The organism is Acinetobacter sp. Swhac1, assembly GCF_013390985.1.
Lineage (GTDB): Bacteria > Pseudomonadota > Gammaproteobacteria > Pseudomonadales > Moraxellaceae > Acinetobacter > Acinetobacter towneri.
On record NZ_JACASN010000003.1, the window covers coordinates 145,636 to 166,152 of the forward strand.

General features: G+C 40.9%; 19 protein-coding genes, 1 other RNA gene and 2 pseudogenes. 14 read left to right on the top strand and 8 right to left on the bottom strand.

Annotation, left to right across the window (positions count from 1 at the left end):
• Positions 1 to 13 precede the first annotated feature (13 nt).
• Together glnG and glnL are read right to left on the bottom strand one after the other, a co-directional pair.
• The gene (gene glnG, locus HX743_RS02570) at positions 14 to 1,492 is read right to left on the bottom strand and encodes a nitrogen regulation protein NR(I) (protein ID WP_096901419.1); all 1,479 of its coding nucleotides are present in this window, start codon (positions 1,490 to 1,492) and stop codon (positions 14 to 16) included.
• Positions 1,479 to 2,588, bottom strand: coding sequence for a nitrogen regulation protein NR(II) (gene glnL / locus HX743_RS02575; RefSeq protein WP_004976718.1), 1,110 nt, complete (start codon positions 2,586 to 2,588; stop codon positions 1,479 to 1,481). The genes glnG and glnL overlap by 14 nt, the downstream gene beginning before the upstream one ends.
• Before the next feature lie 350 nt (positions 2,589 to 2,938).
• On the opposite strand from glnL, the gene rimO reads away from it, so the two are divergent.
• The 12 genes from rimO (at position 2,939) to lpxA (ending at position 15,275) form a co-directional block, all read left to right on the top strand.
• Complete coding sequence (gene rimO, locus HX743_RS02580) at positions 2,939 to 4,282, top strand: 30S ribosomal protein S12 methylthiotransferase RimO (protein ID WP_096901422.1); 1,344 nt, start codon at positions 2,939 to 2,941, stop codon at positions 4,280 to 4,282.
• Between the two features lie 84 nt (positions 4,283 to 4,366).
• Positions 4,367 to 5,095, top strand: coding sequence for a UMP kinase (gene pyrH / locus HX743_RS02585; protein ID WP_004976712.1), 729 nt, complete (start codon positions 4,367 to 4,369; stop codon positions 5,093 to 5,095).
• Between the two features lie 88 nt (positions 5,096 to 5,183).
• Positions 5,184 to 5,738 (top strand): ribosome recycling factor, encoded by a 555-nt coding sequence (frr, locus tag HX743_RS02590; protein ID WP_004976711.1) that lies wholly within the window; start codon positions 5,184 to 5,186, stop codon positions 5,736 to 5,738.
• A gap of 3 nt (positions 5,739 to 5,741) precedes the next feature.
• Positions 5,742 to 6,494, top strand: a complete 753-nt coding sequence (gene uppS / locus HX743_RS02595) for a polyprenyl diphosphate synthase (RefSeq protein ID WP_178318425.1) — start codon at positions 5,742 to 5,744, stop codon at positions 6,492 to 6,494.
• Between the two features lie 3 nt (positions 6,495 to 6,497).
• Positions 6,498 to 7,322, top strand: a complete 825-nt coding sequence (locus HX743_RS02600) for a CDP-archaeol synthase (RefSeq protein ID WP_136143951.1) — start codon at positions 6,498 to 6,500, stop codon at positions 7,320 to 7,322.
• Positions 7,323 to 8,519, top strand: coding sequence for a 1-deoxy-D-xylulose-5-phosphate reductoisomerase (gene ispC, locus HX743_RS02605; protein ID WP_178318426.1), 1,197 nt, complete (start codon positions 7,323 to 7,325; stop codon positions 8,517 to 8,519).
• Positions 8,520 to 8,522: 3 nt separating this feature from the next.
• On the top strand, positions 8,523 to 9,878 hold the full coding sequence (rseP, locus tag HX743_RS02610; RefSeq protein WP_178318427.1) for an RIP metalloprotease RseP: 1,356 nt from the start codon (positions 8,523 to 8,525) through the stop codon (positions 9,876 to 9,878).
• Positions 9,879 to 9,920: 42 nt separating this feature from the next.
• Positions 9,921 to 12,383, top strand: coding sequence for an outer membrane protein assembly factor BamA (gene bamA / locus HX743_RS02615; RefSeq protein ID WP_178318428.1), 2,463 nt, complete (start codon positions 9,921 to 9,923; stop codon positions 12,381 to 12,383).
• 41 nt (positions 12,384 to 12,424) lie between these two features.
• A complete protein-coding gene (locus tag HX743_RS02620) occupies positions 12,425 to 12,925 on the top strand; it encodes an OmpH family outer membrane protein (protein WP_178318429.1) in 501 nt (166 codons plus the stop codon).
• A 3-nt stretch (positions 12,926 to 12,928) separates the two neighbouring features.
• Positions 12,929 to 13,999: a UDP-3-O-(3-hydroxymyristoyl)glucosamine N-acyltransferase gene (gene lpxD / locus HX743_RS02625; protein WP_178318430.1), complete on the top strand. Its 1,071-nt coding sequence runs from the start codon at positions 12,929 to 12,931 to the stop codon at positions 13,997 to 13,999.
• Positions 14,000 to 14,001: 2 nt separating this feature from the next.
• Positions 14,002 to 14,490 carry a 3-hydroxyacyl-ACP dehydratase FabZ gene (fabZ, locus tag HX743_RS02630; RefSeq protein WP_004976697.1) on the top strand — a complete coding sequence of 163 codons (489 nt, stop codon included), beginning with the start codon at positions 14,002 to 14,004 and terminating at the stop codon, positions 14,488 to 14,490.
• A complete protein-coding gene (gene lpxA / locus HX743_RS02635) occupies positions 14,487 to 15,275 on the top strand; it encodes an acyl-ACP--UDP-N-acetylglucosamine O-acyltransferase (protein WP_019836491.1) in 789 nt (262 codons plus the stop codon). The genes fabZ and lpxA overlap by 4 nt, the downstream gene beginning before the upstream one ends.
• Positions 15,276 to 15,346: 71 nt before the next feature.
• Here lpxA and HX743_RS02640 read toward each other — a convergent pair.
• Positions 15,347 to 16,193: pseudogene (locus tag HX743_RS02640) on the bottom strand (YbgF trimerization domain-containing protein).
• A 341-nt stretch (positions 16,194 to 16,534) separates the two neighbouring features.
• On the opposite strand from HX743_RS02640, the gene ffs reads away from it, so the two are divergent.
• Positions 16,535 to 16,631, top strand: an RNA gene (gene ffs, locus HX743_RS02645) — signal recognition particle sRNA small type.
• 66 nt (positions 16,632 to 16,697) lie between these two features.
• On the opposite strand, the gene HX743_RS02650 is transcribed toward ffs, so the two are convergent.
• The 4 genes from HX743_RS02650 to HX743_RS02665 form a co-directional block, all read right to left on the bottom strand.
• Entirely contained in the window at positions 16,698 to 17,387 is a 690-nt protein-coding gene (locus HX743_RS02650) for a regulatory protein RecX (RefSeq protein ID WP_004976693.1), read from the bottom strand.
• A gap of 81 nt (positions 17,388 to 17,468) precedes the next feature.
• Positions 17,469 to 18,515, bottom strand: a complete 1,047-nt coding sequence (gene recA / locus HX743_RS02655; RefSeq protein WP_004976691.1) for a recombinase RecA — start codon at positions 18,513 to 18,515, stop codon at positions 17,469 to 17,471.
• A gap of 144 nt (positions 18,516 to 18,659) precedes the next feature.
• The gene (locus tag HX743_RS02660; RefSeq protein WP_004976690.1) at positions 18,660 to 19,100 is read right to left on the bottom strand and encodes an RNA-binding S4 domain-containing protein; all 441 of its coding nucleotides are present in this window, start codon (positions 19,098 to 19,100) and stop codon (positions 18,660 to 18,662) included.
• Positions 19,093 to 19,767, bottom strand: a complete 675-nt coding sequence (locus tag HX743_RS02665; RefSeq protein WP_178318431.1) for an HAD-IA family hydrolase — start codon at positions 19,765 to 19,767, stop codon at positions 19,093 to 19,095. Before HX743_RS02665 ends, HX743_RS02660 begins: the two co-directional genes overlap by 8 nt.
• A 285-nt stretch (positions 19,768 to 20,052) precedes the next feature.
• On the opposite strand from HX743_RS02665, the gene HX743_RS02670 reads away from it, so the two are divergent.
• A complete protein-coding gene (locus tag HX743_RS02670; protein WP_004976684.1) occupies positions 20,053 to 20,298 on the top strand; it encodes a hypothetical protein in 246 nt (81 codons plus the stop codon).
• Between the two features lie 36 nt (positions 20,299 to 20,334).
• On the opposite strand, the pseudogene HX743_RS02675 reads toward HX743_RS02670, so the two are convergent.
• Positions 20,335 to 20,517, bottom strand: a pseudogene (locus HX743_RS02675) (IS5/IS1182 family transposase); the annotation flags it as partial.

Sequence of the window (20,517 nt, forward strand, 5' to 3'; positions counted from 1 at the left end):
ATTTTTTCTGCGTTTAGCTCTCCATATCTTCTTCTATTTCATCATCGGCACTGTCCATTCCTAATTCTTTGAGTTTTCGCGTCAAAGTATTACGTCCCCAACCCAATAATTCAGCGGCATGACGTTTACGTCCACGGGTTTGTTGCAGTGCAGCATTAATTAAGGTGCGTTCAAACATTGGAATGGCGATATCCAGAAGTTTCATCTCGCCATTTTTTAACTTTTGTACTGCCCATTGCCCAAGTAATTCATCCCAATGCTGCATAGATACCCGATCTGCCACATGAAGCGCAGAATGTTCGGCTAATTTTTCAATTGGAATTTGCTTGAGTTCGGTTGGTAAATCTTCAGGATAGACCTCACGTCCTGTAATCATCACGGTAAGCCAGCGACAAGTGTTTTCCAATTGGCGCACGTTACCTTGCCACGGCAATTGCTGCATATATTCGACTGTTTCAGGACGCAATATTTTTGGACTCACGCCTAATTCTTTGCCTGCACGTGCCAAAAAGTGCTGTGCCAACATTGGAATATCTTCACTGCGATGCGCCAGTTTAGGAATATGAATCCGAATGACGTTCAGGCGATGATATAAGTCTTCACGGAAGCGTCCATCTTGTACCAGTTTTTCCAAATCCTGATGTGTTGCTGCGACAATCCGTACATCCACTTTGACAGGAATATGTCCACCAACCCGATAAAATTCACCATCTGCCAAGACGCGCAATAAGCGGGTTTGGGTTTCAAAAGGCATATCACCAATTTCATCTAAAAACAAGGTGCCGCCGTTGGCTTGTTCAAAGCGTCCCTGACGTTGTGTATTGGCACCTGTAAATGCACCTTTTTCATGTCCAAAAAGTTCGGTTTCAATCAAATCTTTCGGAATGGCTGCCATATTCAGCGCAATAAATGGTTTGCTGCTACGCGGTGAGTGGCGATGCAGTGCATGCGCCACCAACTCTTTGCCTGTACCTGATTCACCATTAATGAGCACAGTAATGTGTGATTGCGATAAACGACCAATCGCACGAAACACTTCCTGCATGGCAGGCGATTCACCAATAATTTCTGTCGATTGAATTGGCTGCACTGTCGATTTTGCAGATTCTTGCTGTTGTAGTTTGGTGATATGCAAAATTGCACGATTGACTAAAGCAAGTGCTTCATCAATATCAAAAGGCTTGGGTAGGTATTCAAATGCACCTGTTTGATAGCTGGATACTGCCGATTCTAAATCGGAGTGCGCAGTCATAATAATCACAGGCAAGTCGGGATAACTGACTTTGACTTTGCCAAGAAAAGTTAAACCATCAATTCCAGGCATGCGAATGTCGGTCAAAATTACATCGGGTGCATCTTGGTTTAACTCATCTAGTGCAGACTGTGCTTCTTCAAAACTGGTGACTTCAAAACCTTCTTCTCTAAAAGTTTTTTCCAGTACCCAGCGCATTGCACGGTCATCATCAATCACCCAAATTTTATTTCGCGACATGACTCGCCTCCCAAGGTAAATATAAGCTAAATATTGTTTTTCCTGGAATGGATTGGCATTCAATCATTCCGTTATGTTGATGCATAATATTTTGTGCGATGCTCAAACCAAGTCCTGTACCGTTTGCGCGTCCAGTCACCAATGGATAAAACACGGATTCTAAAATGTCTTCAGGTACGCCTGGGCCGTTATCTTCAATATCAACACGTACGGTAGAACGATTCAGCACACCATTAATGGTAACCAAGCGTTGAATACGAGTTCTTAAAATCAATTCAGGTCGATGCTCGGTAAAGAAATCGGGATGTTCGGTCATGGCTTGTACTGCATTGGCGCAAATATTCAGCATGACTTGAATCAATTGATCGCGGTCTGCCATGACTTCAGGTAAAGAAAGGTCATAATCACGGATAATATTTATTTTGTTTTTAGTTTGATTGACGATCAGGCTGCGCACCCGTTCTAAAGGTTCGTGAATATTGACCAGTTCATAGCTTGGTAGTTGGCGTGAGCCGAGCATGGTATCGGCCAAGTTTCTTAAACGATCTACCTCGCTAATAATAATGTCGGTAAATTCATCATATTTCGGGTCATTTAAACTTCGTGCTAACAGTTGTGTCGCACCACGAATTCCTGCAAGCGGGTTTTTAATTTCATGTGCCACACCACGAATCAGCTGACGTGCGACTTGATGCTGTTGAATAAAGTTTTCTTCTTTGGAAATTTTGAGCATCCGATCAATCGGATTCAATTCAATCAGCAAAAGAGGATGATAAGGCTTGCCTGCATTTAACTGTGATGCAGTGTAATCGACATGAATATCTTTAAAATTGACATTAATGGTCGCTTCACGGCGGGTGTAGGGTTGACCAGTTTTGATGGTATTCAGGAAAGCCTCTTGCGTATTGAACTCATCATCAGGCATGTGCAGCAAATTTAAAACGGGTTGCCCCGAAGCGCGAATTAAACTGATATCAAACAATGCTTCACAAGACGAGTTTAAATAAAAAATATTCAGGTCACGATCAACCAGTAAAATTGCGGTGCTGAGGTTATCCACCAAAAGACGATAGTCAATGCTCTGGGTCTGATCCATTCGTGAATGCTTCCTGTATGAAATATTGTGCAAGGGCATTGTCATGTGTCAGCCATGTTCCAAATTTGGATCGAATTGAGGCGAATTAAGCAAAATGCACGCCAACTTTTCGTTTTTAGTGCATTTATCACTGAAGAATCGGAAAAATGCGCAGGAACTGGACTGAATTTTCAAGATATAACGGATAACAGAAACACTGTAAATAAAAAATGCATTAAAATGGTGCAATATTTAAATCATTCAGCCTGAATGGTTGTATTTTGGTGCATTATGCAAAGAGTCGGCTATTTCTCTATTTTTATGCAAAGAAAAGTCATACAATACGCGCATTCTAGTGGAGTGCAGATTCTATGAAATCCCCCAAAGTCGGTTTTGTTTCTTTAGGTTGTCCTAAGGCATTGGTAGATTCCGAACGAATTTTAACTCAGTTAAAAACTGAAGGTTATGATGTCGCATCTGATTATGAAGGTGCTGACTTAGTTGTTGTCAATACATGTGGTTTTATTGAATCTGCAGTACAAGAGTCCTTAGACGCGATTGGCGAAGCCATGAATGCCAATGGCCGTGTCATTGTGACAGGTTGCTTGGGTAAAGATGAAGATAAAATTCGTCAAATGCATCCCAACGTATTAAAAGTGACTGGCGCGGCTGCTTATCAGGACGTGATGGAAGCGGTGCATCAATATGTTCCTGAGCCACCAAAACATAATCCATTTATTGATTTGGTACCTGAACAAGGCATTCGTTTGACGCCTAAACATTATGCCTATCTTAAAATTTCAGAAGGCTGTAACCATCGCTGTACTTTCTGCATCATTCCAAGTATGCGTGGCGATTTAGTTTCGCGTCCTGTGGGTTCGGTATTAGAAGAAGCTGCGGCACTGAAACGTGCAGGCGTAAAAGAAGTATTGGTAATTTCTCAAGATACTTCTGCCTACGGCGTAGATACCAAATACAAATTGGACTTTTGGAACGGTCAGCCTGTTAAAACCAAATTCTATGATATGTGTGAAGCCTTAGGGCAATTGGGTATTTGGGTGCGTTTGCACTATGTCTATCCATATCCGCATGTGGATGCTGTAATTGATTTAATGGCACAAGGCAAAATTTTGCCTTATTTGGATATTCCATTCCAACATGCCAGCCCGAAAGTATTAAAGTTGATGAAGCGACCTGCGCACAGCGAAAACACGTTGGAGCGTTTAAAACTTTGGCGTGAAAAATGCCCTGAGCTGGTGATTCGTTCAACCTTTGTGGTGGGTTTTCCAGGCGAAACAGAAGAAGATTTCCAAATTTTGCTCGACTGGCTAAAAGAAGCGCAATTAGACCGTGTTGGTTGCTTTACTTATTCACCTGTTGAAGGTGCGGCTGCAAACGACTTGCCAGATCATGTGCCAGAAGAAATCAAGCAAGAACGCTATGAGCGTTTTATGCAGGTTCAGCAAGAAATTTCAGCAGCTAAACTGCAAAAACGTATTGGTCAAACCATGACCGTGTTGGTAGATGATTTGGAAGAAGAATTTCCAGTCGCAGTGGCACGTTCTTATGCAGATGCGCCAGAAATTGATGGCAACGTCTTTGTAGAAGATATTGACAAGAGCGTGATTAAAGCAGGTGATTTACTTGAAGTTGAAATTACCGATGCCGATGAATACGACTTATTTGCCAAGCTGATTCAGGTCAAATCTGCATAATGCTTTGCAGATTTGGATTGCTAGCTGTAAGCCATACAAATTGTAAAAAATTAAAGTTTAGAATTTAGAATTGGAGTAATGACAATGTTAGATTCAAAAAAGCCACGTTATGCACGTATCTTGTTGAAACTATCGGGTGAGGCACTTGCGGGTAATAAAGACATGGGGATTGATGCGCAAGTGCTCGATCAAATGTCTTTGGCAATTGCACACTTGGTCGGTTTAGGTGTGCAAGTGGGTATTGTTGTCGGTGGTGGTAACTTATACCGTGGCAGCCAATTACAAAAAGATGGTTTAGTCGGCCGTGTAACAGGCGACCAAATGGGTATGTTGGCAACGGTGATGAACGGTTTAGCCATGCGTGATGCCTTGGTGCGCCGTAACATCAAAACCCGTTTAATGTCTGCATTGCCTATTGGTACAGTGGTTGAGTCTTACTCAAGCCGTGATGCGATTCGTCACCTGACTCAAGGTGAAGTGTGTGTGTTCGTTGCGGGTACAGGCAATCCATTCTTTACCACAGATACAGCAGCATGTTTACGTGGTATCGAAATCGAAGCTAACTTGATCTTAAAAGCGACCAAAGTAGATGGCGTATATAACAAAGATCCAAGCAAATACGAAGATGCGGTGAAATATGACACACTTACATTTGACCAGGTGTTGGATGAAAAATTAGGTGTTATGGATTTAACTGCAATCTGCTTATGCCGCGATCACAATGTGCCGTTGCAAGTTTTTGATATGAATAAAGCAGGTGCATTGCTTTCTGTAGTGATGGGCGAAAAAGAAGGAACTCACGTTACGAACTAATGTACGTGAGCCACAAAGCTCTTTATACTACGGTTTAATTTAACCCTATATTTTGACTCAAATTTTAGAATACAGTAAGGAAGATCTTATGATTAACGATCTTAAAAAAGACAGCGAAGAACGTATGAGCAAGACTTTAGAGTCTTTAGAACATGGTTTTGCCAAAGTACGTACAGGTCGTGCACATCCATCAATTTTAAATGGTGTGATGGTTTCTTACTACGGTTCCGATGTGCCACTTAACCAAGTAGCCAACATTGGTGTAGAAGATTCACGTACCTTATTGGTTCAGCCATTTGAGCGTTCAATGGTGTCTGCAATTGATAAAGCAATTCGTGAGTCAGATTTGGGTCTAAACCCAATCACAGCCGATGCAATTCGTGTACCGCTTGCAGCATTGACTGAAGAAACTCGTCGTGACATGCAAAAAGTTGCGCGTTCTGAAGCAGAAAATGCCAAAGTTGCTATTCGTAACATCCGCCGTGATGTATTGGGCGACATCAAAGCATTATTGAAAGAAAAAGAAATTTCTGAAGATGATGAGCGCCGTGCAGCAGATGACATCCAAAAAATCACAGACAAATACGTTGCAGAAGTAGACAAACGTCTTGCTGCAAAAGAAGCTGAGTTGATGAAGGTCTAATCAATGACCACATCGGAAGACAGCGCGTCTTTGCCAAAACATGTTGCCATCATTATGGATGGCAACAATCGTTTTGCAAAAAAAAATCAAATGCAAAAAGGGGAAGGACATCGCTCTGGTAAAGATGTACTTGACCCGATTGTTGAACATTGTAGAAAAAAATACATTCAAGCTTTAACCGTTTTTGCTTTTTCGAGTGAAAACTGGAATCGTCCCCAGTTTGAAGTGGATTTACTCATGCAATTGCTGGAAACCACAATTCATGAGCAATTACCACGCATGGAAAAATTCAATATTGCCTTACGTTTTATTGGTGACCGTTCACGTTTGTCGCCGCATTTGCGTGAGTTAATGTTGCATGCCGAACAAAGGACTGCTAATTTCAACAGCATGACACTCACAATTGCCATTAGTTATGGTGGTATGTGGGATATGGCACAAGCTGCAAAACAAATTGCTGCAGATGTTGTGGCGCATAAAATTGATATTGAACAAATAGATACACAACTTTTTGGTCAATATGTCAGTCTGGCAGACCTACCACCTGTCGATCTGTTGATTCGTACAGGTGGCGATTTTAGATTGTCCAACTTTTTACTTTGGCAAGCTGCGTATGCTGAATTGTATTTTACCCAAACCTTGTGGCCTGAATTTAGCATAGAAGAATTTGACGATGCACTGGCAGTATTTGGTGGTCGCGAACGTCGTTTTGGTAAAACTTCTGAGCAAATTCAACAAGAGAAAATTGAGAATTAATACATGTTAGAGCGGATTATTACCGCATTGGTATTGGTTGCTGTGGTGTTGAGTTGTATGTTTGCAACTCAGTCGCACTATCCAATGTTTATGCTGATGATTGTTGCAGCAGGGGTTGCGGGCTATGAGTGGTTCAAACTCATGCCAAGAAAAACTAAATATGTCCTCAAACCTGTGGCTTGGGGCTTTGGTGTATTGACTGCCGCTTTGGCAGCAATGGCACTTTATTTTAGTGATATTGCCTTGTTACTTTGGGCAGCTTCTATTTTGACATGGTTACTCAGTATTTATTGGGTCAAGTCTTATCCAGAATACGATGCATGGTATAACCCAAGCTTAAGTTTTATTGGTTTTATTCTAATTTCTGCTGCGGTCACTGCAATTTTTTCCGTATGGAATAGTTCGCCGTGGTGGTTAATGTACTTGTTCTTGTTGGTTTGGGGTGCAGACTCAGGTGCTTATTTTGTTGGGCGTAAACTGGGCAAGAAAAAACTTGCACCGAATGTCAGTCCAAACAAATCAGTAGAAGGCTTATATGGCGGTGTTTTTACTGCCATGCTAATCGTGATTGTTGTTGAAGTGGTGTATTTAGACCTGACTTTGGCACAACATATTTTATTCCTGATTCTTTCGGTGATTACGGTATTTAGCTCGGTATTGGGCGATTTATTTGAATCCATGATCAAACGCCGTGCAGGTATTAAAGACTCTGGGCGCGTCTTGCCAGGTCATGGTGGTGTGCTAGATCGGATTGATTCTTTGCTTGCAGCAGCTCCAATTTTTGCTGCGGGTATGTATGTTTTAAAACTTATTGGCGTAGATTTATAAATGTCACAAGCTGTTTGTATCTTGGGTGTGACAGGTTCAATTGGACAAAGCACCCTAAAAGTACTGCAACAACATCCAGAGCAGTATTCAGTTTTTGCCGTGACGGCACACAGCCGAATTCAAGAACTGGTTCAAATATGCAAACAGTACCATCCTAAAATTGTGGTTGTACCTGCGTCAAAAGTTGATGAATTGCAGCAGTTACTTGCACAGCAACACATTTCAGGGATTGAAATTTTAAGCGATGAGGCGGGTTTAATCGCAGTTGCCGAACATCCTGAAGTGGATGTGGTGATGGCAGCCATTGTCGGTGCGGCAGGTTTATTACCTACACTGGCTGCGGTTAAAGCGGGTAAGCGCGTGTTATTGGCCAATAAAGAAGCCTTGGTGATGTCGGGCGACATCATGATGCAGGCGGCACGTGAACATGGTGCTTTGTTATTGCCTGTAGATTCTGAACATAACGCGATTTTTCAATGTTTGCCTGAACATTATTTACAAACCGAAAGAAATGGACAACCTCAGCTAGGTGTATCACAAATTTTACTGACTGCTTCGGGCGGCCCATTTTTAAATCATAGCCTAGAAGAACTGCAACACGTTACCCCTGCACAAGCCTGCAAACATCCAAATTGGTCTATGGGACAAAAAATTTCGGTAGATTCTGCAACCTTAATGAACAAAGGTTTGGAATTAATCGAAGCGTGTCATCTTTTTGCAATTTCAGAACACTTTGTTACAGTGGTGGTGCATCCACAGAGTATTATTCATTCCATGGTTCAATATGTGGATGGTTCAACTTTGGCACAAATGGGTAATCCTGATATGTGTACGCCAATTGCGCATGCTTTGGCATGGCCGCAGCGTATCCAAACGCATGTTCCGCCTTTAGATTTGTTTGTCAATCATCAGCTTGATTTTCAAGCACCCGATACCACACGTTTTCCTGCGTTAAGTCTGGCACGTCAAGCCATGCAAGAAGGTGGTCTGGCGCCTGCTATTTTAAATGCAGCAAATGAAATTGCAGTTGCAGCATTCTTGCAGCAAAAAATTCGTTTTACTGAAATTGCGACAGTGGTTGAGCATACCTTGAACCAAATACAAAATTCAGCCGCAGAAAGCATTGAACTGATTTTGCAGGCAGACCAAAATGCTCGTGCTATTGCACAGTATTTTGTGTTGAATAAAGGAAGCTAAAGCATGAGTGCCTTATTTATTGTGGTTGCAGCGATTCTTTTGCTAGGACCTTTAATTGCAATTCATGAGTTTGGGCACTACTTTGTTGCACGTAAATTAGGTGTCAAAGTTTTGGTGTATTCCATAGGCTTTGGGCCAACCATTTTAAAATGGACGTCTAAAAAATCGGGGATTCAATATCAGCTTTCGGCACTGCCTTTGGGTGGCTATGTCAAAATGCTTGATGAACGCGAAGAAAACGTTGCAGAAGCAGACCTACCTTATGCCTTTAATCGTCAGCATCCGTGGAAACGTATTGCGATTGTGGCAGCAGGTCCGTTAATCAACCTGATTTTTGCCATATTATTGTTCTGGCTATTATTTTTACCCTCTCAAGAACAGTTGAATACCCGTGTGGGTAAGGTACTGGCAGATACACCTGCGGCGGCAGCGCAAATGCAAGTAGGTGATAAGATTACCGCCATTGATGGTACGCCTGTGACGACATGGGAAAAGCTGAACTTTGCCTTGGTAGATCGTGTAGGTGAAACAGGCAAGATCCAGGTACAGGCGGAACGCGCAGGTGAAATCAAAACATTTAGCTTACCCATTCAAAATTTCTTAAATGATCAATCCCAATCACCTTTAGATATCTTGGGTTTTACACCGTATCGCCCACAAATTCCTGCAATTGTCAGCAAATTAAGTGAAGATGGTGCGGCCATTCGTCAAGGTATGCAAGTCGGCGATCAAATTATTGCGATTGATGGCGTCAAAATGAATGACTGGTACGATGTGGTACAAGTTGTTCAAGCATCGCCAGAAAAATTACTGAAAGTAGATGTGCTGCGTAACAATCAAGTACAGCAACTGGAAGTGATGCCGCAAGGCAAACGTGACAATATGGGCAATGTTTCGGGTGTATTGGGTGTGCAAAGTGATCCTGGAAAAATTGTCATTCCAGAAGATTTTAAGCAAACCATTCAATACAGCCCGAGTGAAGCTTTATTTATGGCGGTAGATAAAACAGGTCAGCTGTCTAGCATGATTCTGAATTCTATTGTCAAAATGGTACGTGGTTTAATTGGTTTCGATAACTTATCTGGCCCAATTACCATTGCTAAAGTTGCAGGACAAAGTGCGGAAATGGGGTGGCAAACTTTTATTTCCTTTATGGCACTTATGAGCGTAAGCTTAGGAATTCTAAATTTATTGCCAATTCCAATGTTGGATGGCGGGCATTTAGTTTATTATTTTATCGAGCTGATTCGTGGAAAACCTGTTTCTGAACAAATACAATTAGTTGGTTTAAAAATTGGTATGGTACTGCTTGGAAGTATGATGCTCCTTGCATTATTTAATGACATTATGCGTTTATAACAACGTAGATACGAAATAAATTTAACACTGGAAAAGACTGGCATGCAGCACACACATTTATTTATGCCCTTGGCACTGGTTAGTGCAATGGCGGCAACACAACAAGTATATGCAGCAGATGAATTTATTGCGCGAGATATAAAAATAGATGGTCTTGTTCGTTTAACGCCAGCCAATGTCTATGGAATGATTCCAGTGAATAGTGGTGATCGTGTCAATGAAGCAGTGTTGGCCAATGCGATTCGTTCACTCTATGCCACAGGTTTGTTTGATGACATTCAGGCCAGTCGTGAAGCCGACACTTTAGTGTTTAAAGTGGTTGAGCGCCCAATCATTTCTAAGGTTGAATTTAAAGGCAATAAACTGATTCCAAAAGAAGCATTGGAAGATGGCTTAAAGAAAATGGGTGTGGCTGAAGGTGAAGTACTGAAAAAGTCAGCACTACAAACTTTAGAATCTGAACTTGAACAGCAGTATATGCAGCAAGGTCGTTATGATGCGGATGTACGTGTCATTACCACAGCACGTCCAAATAACCGTGTAGATTTAACTGTAGAGTTTGTTGAAGGCAAAGCTGCCAAAGTGGTAGATATCAACATCATTGGTAATACGGTATTTAAAGAAAGCGACATTAAGCAGGCGTTTGCAGTTAAAGAAAGTAGCTGGAGTTCGATTGTTACCCGTAATGACCGCTATGCACGCGAAAAAATGGCAGCAAGCTTGGAAGCATTACGTGCGTTATATCTTAATAAAGGTTATATCAACTTCAATATCACTAACTCTAGCTTGAATTTGAGCGAAGACAAAAAGCATATTTTTGTTGAAGTTTCGGTGGATGAAGGTGAGCAATTCAAGTTTGGCGAAAGCAAGTTCTTGGGCGATGCTTTATACAAACCAGAAGAACTTACGGCACTGAAAATTTATAAAGATGGTGAAACCTATTCACAAGAAAAAGTGAATGCGGTGAAACAATTGTTGCTGCGTAAATATGGTAATGCAGGCTATTACTATGCCGAAGTCAATATTGTTCCGCAAATTGACAAAGAAACTAAACTGGTAGATTTAAACTACTACATCAACCCAGGTCAGCAAGTTACAGTGCGTCGTATTAACTTCGCTGGTAACAGTAAAACCGCCGATGAAGTACTGCGTCGTGAAATGCGTCAAATGGAAGGCGCATTGGCAAGCAATGAAAAAATTGATTTGTCTAAAGTCCGTTTAGAGCGTACAGGTTTCTTTAAAACCGTTGATGTCAAGCCTGTGCGTATTCCAAATGTGCCAGACCAAATTGACTTAAATGTAAATGTAGAAGAACAGCACTCAGGTACAAGTACTTTAGCGGTAGGTTTCTCGCAAAGCGGTGGTGTGACGTTCCAAGCTGGTTTAAGCCAAACCAACTTCTTGGGTACAGGTAACGCAGTTTCGATTGATTTATCACGTTCTGAAACTCAGGATTACTATAACCTGAGTGTGACCGACCCGTACTTCACGATTGATGGTGTGCGTCGTGGTTACAACATGTACTATCGTAAAACCAAACTGGACGATGACTATAACGTAAACAACTATGTGACAGACAGTTTAGGTGGCGGCATTAACTTCGGTTACCCAATTGATGAAAACCAAAGCATTAGCGCAGGTTTAAACATTGATCAGACAGAGGTGACCACGGGTCCTTATGTTTCGACTTATGTTCGAGATTATTTATTGGCGAATGGCGGTAAAACAACCAAAAGTGAGCCGTATTGTTTAGATGCTAATTTACCAGTAGGTGGGACTTGTTCAAATTGGTCTGATCCTAAAGGTATTGAGTTTAAAGGTGATTTTTTAACCTATAACTTGAACTTAGGTTGGTCGTATAACACCTTGAACCGTCCGATTTTCCCAACCAATGGTATGTCGCATCGTGTGAATGCTGAAATTGCCTTACCAGGTAGCGATGTTGAATTCCAAAAAGTGACCTATGACGCGCAGACTTATTTGCCATTAGGCAAGGATTTTGTCTTACGTGGCTACGGTAAGTTAGGTTTTGGTAATGATTTGCCGTTCTATAAAAACTTCTACGCAGGTGGTTATGGTTCGGTACGTGGTTATGACAACAGCACGCTTGGTCCAAAGTACGATGGTGTATATTTTAATGATCGCGGACAAAAAGACCCATCCCCAGAAGAAGTAGGCGGTAATGCCTTGGTACAATTTGGTACAGAATTGGCTTTACCTGTACCATTTAAAGGTGATTGGACACGTCAAGTACGCCCTGTAATTTTTGCGGAAGGCGCACAAGTTTTTGATACCCAGTGTGATGTTCAGGCTACTTCAGAAGGACGTCAATATTGTAAAGACAATTACGGCTTCGACTTCGGTGAAATGCGTTATAGCGTGGGTGTAGGCTTTACTTGGATTACCATGATTGGTCCATTGTCACTCAGCTATGCGTATCCGTTGAATGATAAACAAGGCGATGATACTAAAAATATTCAATTCGAAATTGGTCGTACTTTCTAAGTACGACTCGTGTTGGATTGTTTAAACACAGGATGTAGCATATGAAAAAAACAATATTGAGTTTGGCATTGTTTGGTTTGTCTAGCATGGCTGCTGTGGCGCATGCTGCAGGTTATGGTGTGGTGAGCTTGGAGCGTGTTGTTGAAAGCAGCAGTTATCTCAAACAGCAAAATTTAGCTTTGCAGCAGTCGGTCAAACCACAAACCACTAAGCTTGAACAGCTGACAAAAGAGTTGGAAGCCATGCAGCAGCGAGCGCAGCAGGCTACGAATTTGTCAGATACTGAAAAGCAAAAAATGAATACACAGTTTCAAGCGAAATTGAAAGAATTTAATGGTTTGCAACAAGTGGTACAAACCCGTGTTCAGTCAGAATTGCACAAAATTAACGATGGTTTTGAAACTCGTTTAAAGCAAGTTGCTGAACAATTGCGTAAAGAAAATGGTTTAGATGTGGTTTTGAATAAAAACTCAGCACTTGCTTATGACCCGAAGTATGATTTAACTGATAAAATGATCCAAAAGGTCAACGCACTTAAATAATCAATGAGATCCCAATATTATCGCTTAGAAGAAATTGCTGGTTTAGTTCAAGGTCAATATATTGGACAAGCCGATTTACGTTTGCAAGGTTTGGCAAGCCTTGAGTTTGCTCAGGCGCATCAACTTGCATTCGTGAATGGCGATAAATATTTAGCGCAAGCACGTAGCTCCCAAGCGGGGGCTTTAATTGTGACCGCTTCACTACAAGCCGAGTTAGACAATCATCACAACTTTATTGTGGTCGATAATCCATATTTGGCTTTTGCAATTTTGACTCATGTATTTGAGCGCAAGCATACGCAACGTGGTATAGAAAGCACAGCCCAAATCCATCCATCAGCCATCATCGCCGATAGTGCCTATATTGGTCATTACGTCGTAATTGGTGAAAATTGTGTGGTGGGTGACAATACGATTGTGCAATCGCACTGTAAAATTGATGACTTTGTCGAAATTGGTCAACAGTGTTTTATTGATTCACACGTGACTTTGACAGGCGCAGCCAAGCTTGGACATCGTGTGCGCATACACGCCAATACTGTAATTGGCAGTGAAGGCTTTGGCTTTGCACCTTATCAAGGCAAATGGCATCGTATTGCACAGTTGGGTTCGGTGATTATTGGCAATGACGTTCGTATTGGCTCGAATTGCAGCGTAGATCGCGGTGCACTAAATGATACAATTTTGGAAGATGGTGTCATTATTGATAACCTTGTGCAAATCGCACATAACGTCAAATTAGGTGCTCATACGGCCATTGCAGCAAAAACTGCCGTGGCTGGAAGTGTGACAATTGGCAAAAACTGTATCATTGGTGGTGGAAGTGCAATTTCAGGGCACTTAAATATTGCTGATAATGTGACTTTGACAGGAATGTCAATGGTCACAAATAATATTTCTGAATCAGGAAAATATTCGTCAGGTATAGGCTTGTTTGAAAATCAAAAGTGGAAACGTACTGTTGTGCGCCTCAGACAATTAGCAGATGTGCCATTGACCCAATTGGTGAAAAGACTTGATGATATGCAATCTCAAATTGAGTCCCTTGAATCAACTTTTAAATTGCGTAAATAATTATGATGACTGAGTCGAATTCTAGCACCTTCACTAAACCTGAATTGCCAATGCACATTCAAACCATTCGTGAATATTTACCCCATCGCTATCCGTTTTTATTGGTAGACCGCATTGTAGAAGTCACTGATAACGGTATCGTGGGTTATAAAAATGTATCTATCAATGAAGAATTCTTGCAAGGACACTTCCCGAATTATCCGATCATGCCGGGTGTTTTAATCGTTGAAGCGATGGCACAAGTGTCGGGTATTTTAGGTTTTATCATGAATAATGAGAAACCGAGCGCAGGTTCTTTGTTCCTTTTTGCAGGCGCAGAAAAAGTTCGATTTAAAAAACAAGTCGTTGCAGGCGATCAACTTGTATTAAAATCTGAATTAGTTATGCAAAAACGAGGCATTTACAAATATAATTGTATCGCCACCGTTGATGGCGTCGTCGCAGCAACCGCGGAAATTATGGTTTCGCATCAGAAAACAGAGCAAGCATGAGCAATAACCCACTCATTCACCCAACCGCTATTATTGACTCATCTGCAGTAATCGCTTCAGATGTCACGATTGGTCCATACTGTATTATTGGCCCAAATGTAACGATTGGTGAGGGTACAAAACTTCATTCGCATGTGGTGATTGGTGGTTACACCCGTATTGGTCAGCACAATGAAATTTTCCAGTTCGCCAGCGTAGGTGAGGTCTGTCAGGACTTAAAATATGCAGGTGAGGAAACTTGGCTAGAAATTGGTGATCACAACAAAATTCGTGAACACTGCAGTTTGCATCGTGGTACGGTGCAAGACAATAGCCTGACCAAAATTGGTAGTCACAACTTACTTATGGTCAATACGCATATCGCACATGACTGTATGGTGGGTGATCACAATATTTTTGCCAATAACGTGGGTGTGGCAGGTCATGTGCATGTTGGGGATTATGTGGTTGTCGGTGGAAACTCTGGTATTCACCAATTCTGTAAAATTGACTCTTATAGCATGATTGGTGGTGCATCGCTTATTCTTAAAGATGTGCCTGCGTATGTCATGGTTTCTGGTAATCCTGCACATGCATTTGCAATGAATGTGGAAGGAATGCGTCGTAAAGGCTGGTCGAAGGATGTGATTCAAGGTCTTCGTGAAGCCTTTAAACTCATTTACAAATCTGGATTAACCACTGAGCAAGCCATTCAGCAAATTCGCAGTGATATTTTGCCAAATGTGGCAGAAGCGCAGCGTTTAATTGATTCTTTAGAACAATCTGAACGTGGTATTGTGCGTTAAGGTTTGAGTTTACCGAATACGGCAAGCTTCAGAATATTAAAAGACATCCTCGGATGTCTTTTTTTATTGGATTATTTTAAAAATCTTGCTTCTTCAGACTTTGGATATTGGCTCAGAATTTTACTTTTGTATTGCGCTGCTAAAGTAGGTTTGTGATCTACATCTTGCGCTATGCTATATAAGCGATATAAGGCACTTGATGCTTTTGCAGATTGGGGATACTTTGTTGCTACAATTTCAAAATTCTTTTTGGCTTCGGTGTAATTGGTTGGCTCAATTGCTAAATTAAATTCAGCTAACCAAAAATACGCATTGCTGATATACACACTGTTTGGGTGGTTTTTAATAAAGTTTTGCATGGGTGCAATGGCTTTTTTAGCACCACCTTGTTTATAGGCATCCAATGCAACAGTATAGGCTGCTTTTTCTAGCTCAATATTGGTATTTAAACCTTGAGCTGTTGGACTCACATGCGTTGTATTTTGCGCAGATTGCGGGGCATTGCTATTTAACTGGTTGTTGCTGGTGACTGGGTGCAGTATCCTTTTGGTTATCCTCCTCAGCGGTAGGAGTAGATTCAGGGTCTATTTTTTGTTGGAGCAGTTCTAGACGTTGATCTAAATCGGTATAGCGATTTTGCAATTCATGTTTGAGCTGCGCAATTTCATTGTCTTGTTCTTCAATTTTGCCACGTAACTGGCGGATGTCATTTTCAAGTTGCTGGTTTTTTTGCATCAACTGCCAATTGATATTGGTGGGTACATTGGCAGTTGCCATATTACTCGTTGCAATCGCAGGGCTATTGGCATACCTAGCACTGCTTTGGCTGAGATTGTGGCTTTCAATTGGAATATTGGCAAATATAGGCGTTGAGCACAGTAGGGCAAGAGCACAAAGTGCATGCTTTTTTAGCATAATTGAACATCCATCTTAATCTTGTGTAGGTGAGTCCTTGTAAGCATATTGGACTCAACCTGTTGATTTGGTCATTTTCCACATTTAAAACGTCCACGCGTGGAATTGCAATAAGCTTTTACAAACTTATCATCAATCTCAGCGCAATATGGGTAAATCTAGGATTTAAATCTCGAAATAATTTTATGATGGGTTAGTTAGACTAAATTTTAAATGACGTTATTCTATAAATGTCTTCAATTGTTTTTAAAATAATCAATTGGATAGCATTATAAAAGGAAATACAGAACAACGCTTGCAAGTTTGTTAAAAATCTCTATACTCTGTTTTTGCAATGGTAGCCCTGCTGGTTACTTCGCAATTGTACTCTACGAACCCCGTCAGGACCGGAAGGTAGCAGCGGTAGTGGAACTATGATGTGCCGAAGGCTTGCTGGTAGGGTTGCCACCAGTTTTGAAATATTAATTCTATTTATCTTCTACTTATTTTGATCTTATATCCACTATTTTAAAAATCCTGCTCTTTCCTACGAATTGCTTTCATAATCGCATCCATATCAAAGCCCCGATACTGTAAAAAACGAATTTGTTTGGCTTTAAGTTTTGGCTCGTTTGCGACTTCTGTGCCGAATTTTTTCACTTTCAGTTGATAGGCTTGTTCTGCCCAATCAGTTTCTTTAAGTTCTTCTGAAATTAAACTGCTATCCACTTTTTTGTTTTTAAGAGCCATTTTAATACGATTTGGCCCTTTACCTTGCCGCTTTTGGCTAGCCAGTAACATTTCTGCTAGGCGTTGATCACTCTGATAATTTTCACGTGCCAATTCATTGACTAACTCAATCACTTCATCACGGTTTTCTGCATATAAAGCCAGTTTTTCAATTAAGTCATTTTTAGAATATTCTTTACGCGTTAAGACAGCAAAGGCGTAGCTGCGTAGACGAGAACCTGTTAGTCCTGGGCGTTTGTTTTGCTGTTCGTCTTGGTCTTCATTGTGATTGTGTTCTTGATCATCAATGGCTTCCGTATGAGCAGGGTATTGTTTATTAATGTTAGGCGCAGAATTTGAGGCAAAATGCAGGGCAGACGTTGTTTCGGAATATATCTGCTCAGTTCGGCTACATGATTGCTCATCTTCGCCAAATTGTTGTTTTAGCGCAGCGTAATCAATCAGTTTGGGGAATTTGTCTTCAGGCATGGTAATGCTTCCATATACAATAAAACGCTCCGTAGAGCGTTCTATTTAATTCAGTTTGTTGTGTTCATATTAGCGCATGCTTTAAACATCAAGTAAGTCGAATTCTTCTTCGTCTTTATCTTCTACAGGTGCAGCTTGACCTGTCGTGAGTAGTTGTTCACGAATAATCGCTTCGATGCCTTTAGCAAGCTCTGGATGTTCTTCAAGATGGCGAATGGTGTTGTTTTTACCTTGACCAATTTTATCGCCTTGATAAGAATACCAAGCACCAGCTTTTTGCACGATATTTTGTTGAACAGCTAAATCGACCAGCTCGCCCAAATGGTTAACACCTTTACCGTAAAGAATTTGGAACAATGCTTCTTTAAATGGAGGTGCCATTTTGTTTTTCACAACTTTGACTTTGGTTTCAGAACCAATAATCTCGTCACCTTCTTTCACTTGACCTACACGGCGAATATCTAAACGAACAGAAGCATAGAACTTCAATGCGTTACCGCCAGTTGTGGTTTCTGGGCTACCAAACATTACACCAATTTTCATACGAATTTGGTTAATGAAGATCACCATACAGTTCGAACGTTTGGCATTACCTGTGATTTTACGCAAGGCTTGGCTCATTAAGCGCGCTTGTAAGCCCATGTGTGAATCACCCATTTCACCCTCAATCTCGGCGCGAGGGGTTAAGGCAGCCACGGAGTCGACTACAATCATGTCAATTGCACCAGAACGTACCAACATATCGGCAATTTCAAGGGCTTGTTCACCGTTGTCTGGTTGCGATACTAAAAGATTGTCAATATCTACACCAAGTTTACGTGCATATTGAGGATCAAGCGCGTGTTCGGCATCAATAAAGGCACAAGTTCCACCAGCTTTTTGACATTCTGCAATGGCTTGCAAGGTCATAGTCGTTTTACCTGATGATTCAGGGCCGTAAATTTCAATGATACGACCTTTAGGTAAGCCACCAATACCCAATGCAATATCTAGGGTCAATGAGCCTGTAGATACGGCTTCTACCGCTTGCACAGTGTTGTCACCAAGACGCATGACTGTGTTCTTACCAAATTGTTTTTCAATCTGGCTTAACGCAGCGTTTAACGCCTTGCTTTTATTCTCATCCATCTTACAACCTCAATACGATGTCACGAAACAATATACTCAAGTGGATGCATTTACTTAAATCTTTTCCACATGCAATATAGTGACAGAATTTGTCCTGTAGTTCTATTTATATCACGGGCTGTGCGACAGCCTGTGACGCTCTATTTAATCATCATTATATGACCAAAATTGGTCAAATTGCTGATCATTCTCTTGTTTAAATTTGCTGATGTCACGACGGTCTTTTTTACTTGGTCGATGATCAGGTCGTGCTAGATTATGCAACTTTCTTTGGGTCGCAATCAATTCCCTGCGTGCAATACTCACTTCAGTTTCTTCATAAAGTTGCTGAGCGACAGGGGCAGGGCCGCGTACGCCGGATAATGCCTTGACCAATACGGTTTTCTTATCAAAACCTTGTTGAATGGTCAGCTCAGTTCCCACACGAATTTCTTTGGAAACTTTAACGCGCTCGCCATTGTGATGTACTTTGCCGCCTTCAATGGCAGCTTTTGCAATAGAGCGGGTCTTGAAAAAACGTGCAGCCCATAGCCATTTATCAATTCGGATCGTTTCAATGGCTTCGTGGGACGAAGTTTTAGGCATATTTTTGAGTGTCCTCAAATTGTTCTAAGACAGGAATTAAATCTGTTAATTGGTGCAACATAGGGTAATTACAAGTCTGACGCGTAGGTTTTGCTGAGGATGGCTGGGCAATACTATATAAGTGTCCAATCCCAAAGGCTTTAGCACCATTAAGCACCTTTTCGGTGTCATCTATAAAATAGCAATCTTCAGGATTAAATGCATGTTGTTGTTGCAATGTTTGCCAAAATTCAACGCGCTCTTTGGCATAACCAATACTTTCAGAACTAACAATCACTTCAAAATACTTTGCTAAACCTGTATGTGCTAATTTAAAGTCTAAACCTGCACAATCGGCATTGGTGGTGAGCCAAATGTGATAGCCATTATTTTTTAAATATTCCAGTAACTCGATAGCTTGTGGACGCAGCATGACTTGGTCTTTATATTCAAGTTGCAGAGTAAGCATATCTACACCCACTTTGGCCGTCCAAAAACGAGAGGAATACCACTCTAAGGTATGGCTATGCGCTTGATAAAAATCGTATAAAATTTCTTTGCTGCGTTCTAAAGAGCAAGCGTGTAATTCTGCATAGCGAATAGGCAGTTGTTCATTCCAAATAAAATCATCATAAGCGAGATCTAACAGCGTTCCGTCCATGTCAAACATGATGATATTTTTGTGCATTTAGATATCCTAAACCATAAAGCAATTGCCAAAAGGCAAATAAAACTGGCTCATTTAAACATGCTTGAGGCATAACTCAAAATGCTGTCTGATTATTCGCCAAATTGTGTTAGGCTAAACAGATAAGGACTGTGCAGGTGTTGCATATAAATAGGTGAGATGGGGCAGTTGTAAAAAGTAACTGTAGTGTTCACAAAAAACAATTTTTTTGACATATTTCTGTATTTGTTTGTCTGTATAAGCATAGAAATTGAGTGGTAAATTTTTTAAATTAGGGAGCTAGTAATGGCTGAACAACAGTATTTAGATTTAAAACACTTAGATAAACAACTCGATGAGTTTGAGAAAAAGAAGAAAAAAATTAAGAAAATGCGTATCGGCTATAAATTATTTGCGCATTTAATGGGCGATGAAAAATTCGCCCATCATGTTTCAGAGTCGGCATTAAACCCAGATAAACGTAGTTATCGTAAAGTCAAAATTAAAATCACCTCAGATGAGGGAGAGTTAACTTTTCTAGAAAAGGATTGATTAGGGTCTGTTGACACTTACTGTTCATAATTAACCCTATAACGGTAGCCATAAAAATATACAGGCTAAGGCAACAGAACTTTGATAATTTATTTTGAGCTTGTCATATCGAGTAGCTATTCCTCTAAATTGCTTTAATCTACAAAACATATTTTCAACTAAATGCCTGATTTTATATAAATACCAGTCCATATGGTCATTGTTCGATTGGCTATTTGT

Bases quoted from the DNA above. Each gene is read 5' to 3' on its own strand.
- glnG (WP_096901419.1), bottom strand. From the start codon at position 1,492: ATGTCGCGAAATAAAATTTGGGTGATTGATGATGACCGTGCAATGCGC.
- glnL (WP_004976718.1), bottom strand. From the start codon at position 2,588: ATGGATCAGACCCAGAGCATTGACTATCGTCTTTTGGTGGATAACCTC.
- rimO (WP_096901422.1), top strand. From the start codon at position 2,939: ATGAAATCCCCCAAAGTCGGTTTTGTTTCTTTAGGTTGTCCTAAGGCA.
- pyrH (WP_004976712.1), top strand. From the start codon at position 4,367: ATGTTAGATTCAAAAAAGCCACGTTATGCACGTATCTTGTTGAAACTA.
- frr (WP_004976711.1), top strand. From the start codon at position 5,184: ATGATTAACGATCTTAAAAAAGACAGCGAAGAACGTATGAGCAAGACT.
- uppS (WP_178318425.1), top strand. From the start codon at position 5,742: ATGACCACATCGGAAGACAGCGCGTCTTTGCCAAAACATGTTGCCATC.
- HX743_RS02600 (WP_136143951.1), top strand. From the start codon at position 6,498: ATGTTAGAGCGGATTATTACCGCATTGGTATTGGTTGCTGTGGTGTTG.
- ispC (WP_178318426.1), top strand. From the start codon at position 7,323: ATGTCACAAGCTGTTTGTATCTTGGGTGTGACAGGTTCAATTGGACAA.
- rseP (WP_178318427.1), top strand. From the start codon at position 8,523: ATGAGTGCCTTATTTATTGTGGTTGCAGCGATTCTTTTGCTAGGACCT.
- bamA (WP_178318428.1), top strand. From the start codon at position 9,921: ATGCAGCACACACATTTATTTATGCCCTTGGCACTGGTTAGTGCAATG.
- HX743_RS02620 (WP_178318429.1), top strand. From the start codon at position 12,425: ATGAAAAAAACAATATTGAGTTTGGCATTGTTTGGTTTGTCTAGCATG.
- lpxD (WP_178318430.1), top strand. From the start codon at position 12,929: ATGAGATCCCAATATTATCGCTTAGAAGAAATTGCTGGTTTAGTTCAA.
- fabZ (WP_004976697.1), top strand. From the start codon at position 14,002: ATGATGACTGAGTCGAATTCTAGCACCTTCACTAAACCTGAATTGCCA.
- lpxA (WP_019836491.1), top strand. From the start codon at position 14,487: ATGAGCAATAACCCACTCATTCACCCAACCGCTATTATTGACTCATCT.
- HX743_RS02650 (WP_004976693.1), bottom strand. From the start codon at position 17,387: ATGCCTGAAGACAAATTCCCCAAACTGATTGATTACGCTGCGCTAAAA.
- recA (WP_004976691.1), bottom strand. From the start codon at position 18,515: ATGGATGAGAATAAAAGCAAGGCGTTAAACGCTGCGTTAAGCCAGATT.
- HX743_RS02660 (WP_004976690.1), bottom strand. From the start codon at position 19,100: ATGCCTAAAACTTCGTCCCACGAAGCCATTGAAACGATCCGAATTGAT.
- HX743_RS02665 (WP_178318431.1), bottom strand. From the start codon at position 19,767: ATGCACAAAAATATCATCATGTTTGACATGGACGGAACGCTGTTAGAT.
- HX743_RS02670 (WP_004976684.1), top strand. From the start codon at position 20,053: ATGGCTGAACAACAGTATTTAGATTTAAAACACTTAGATAAACAACTC.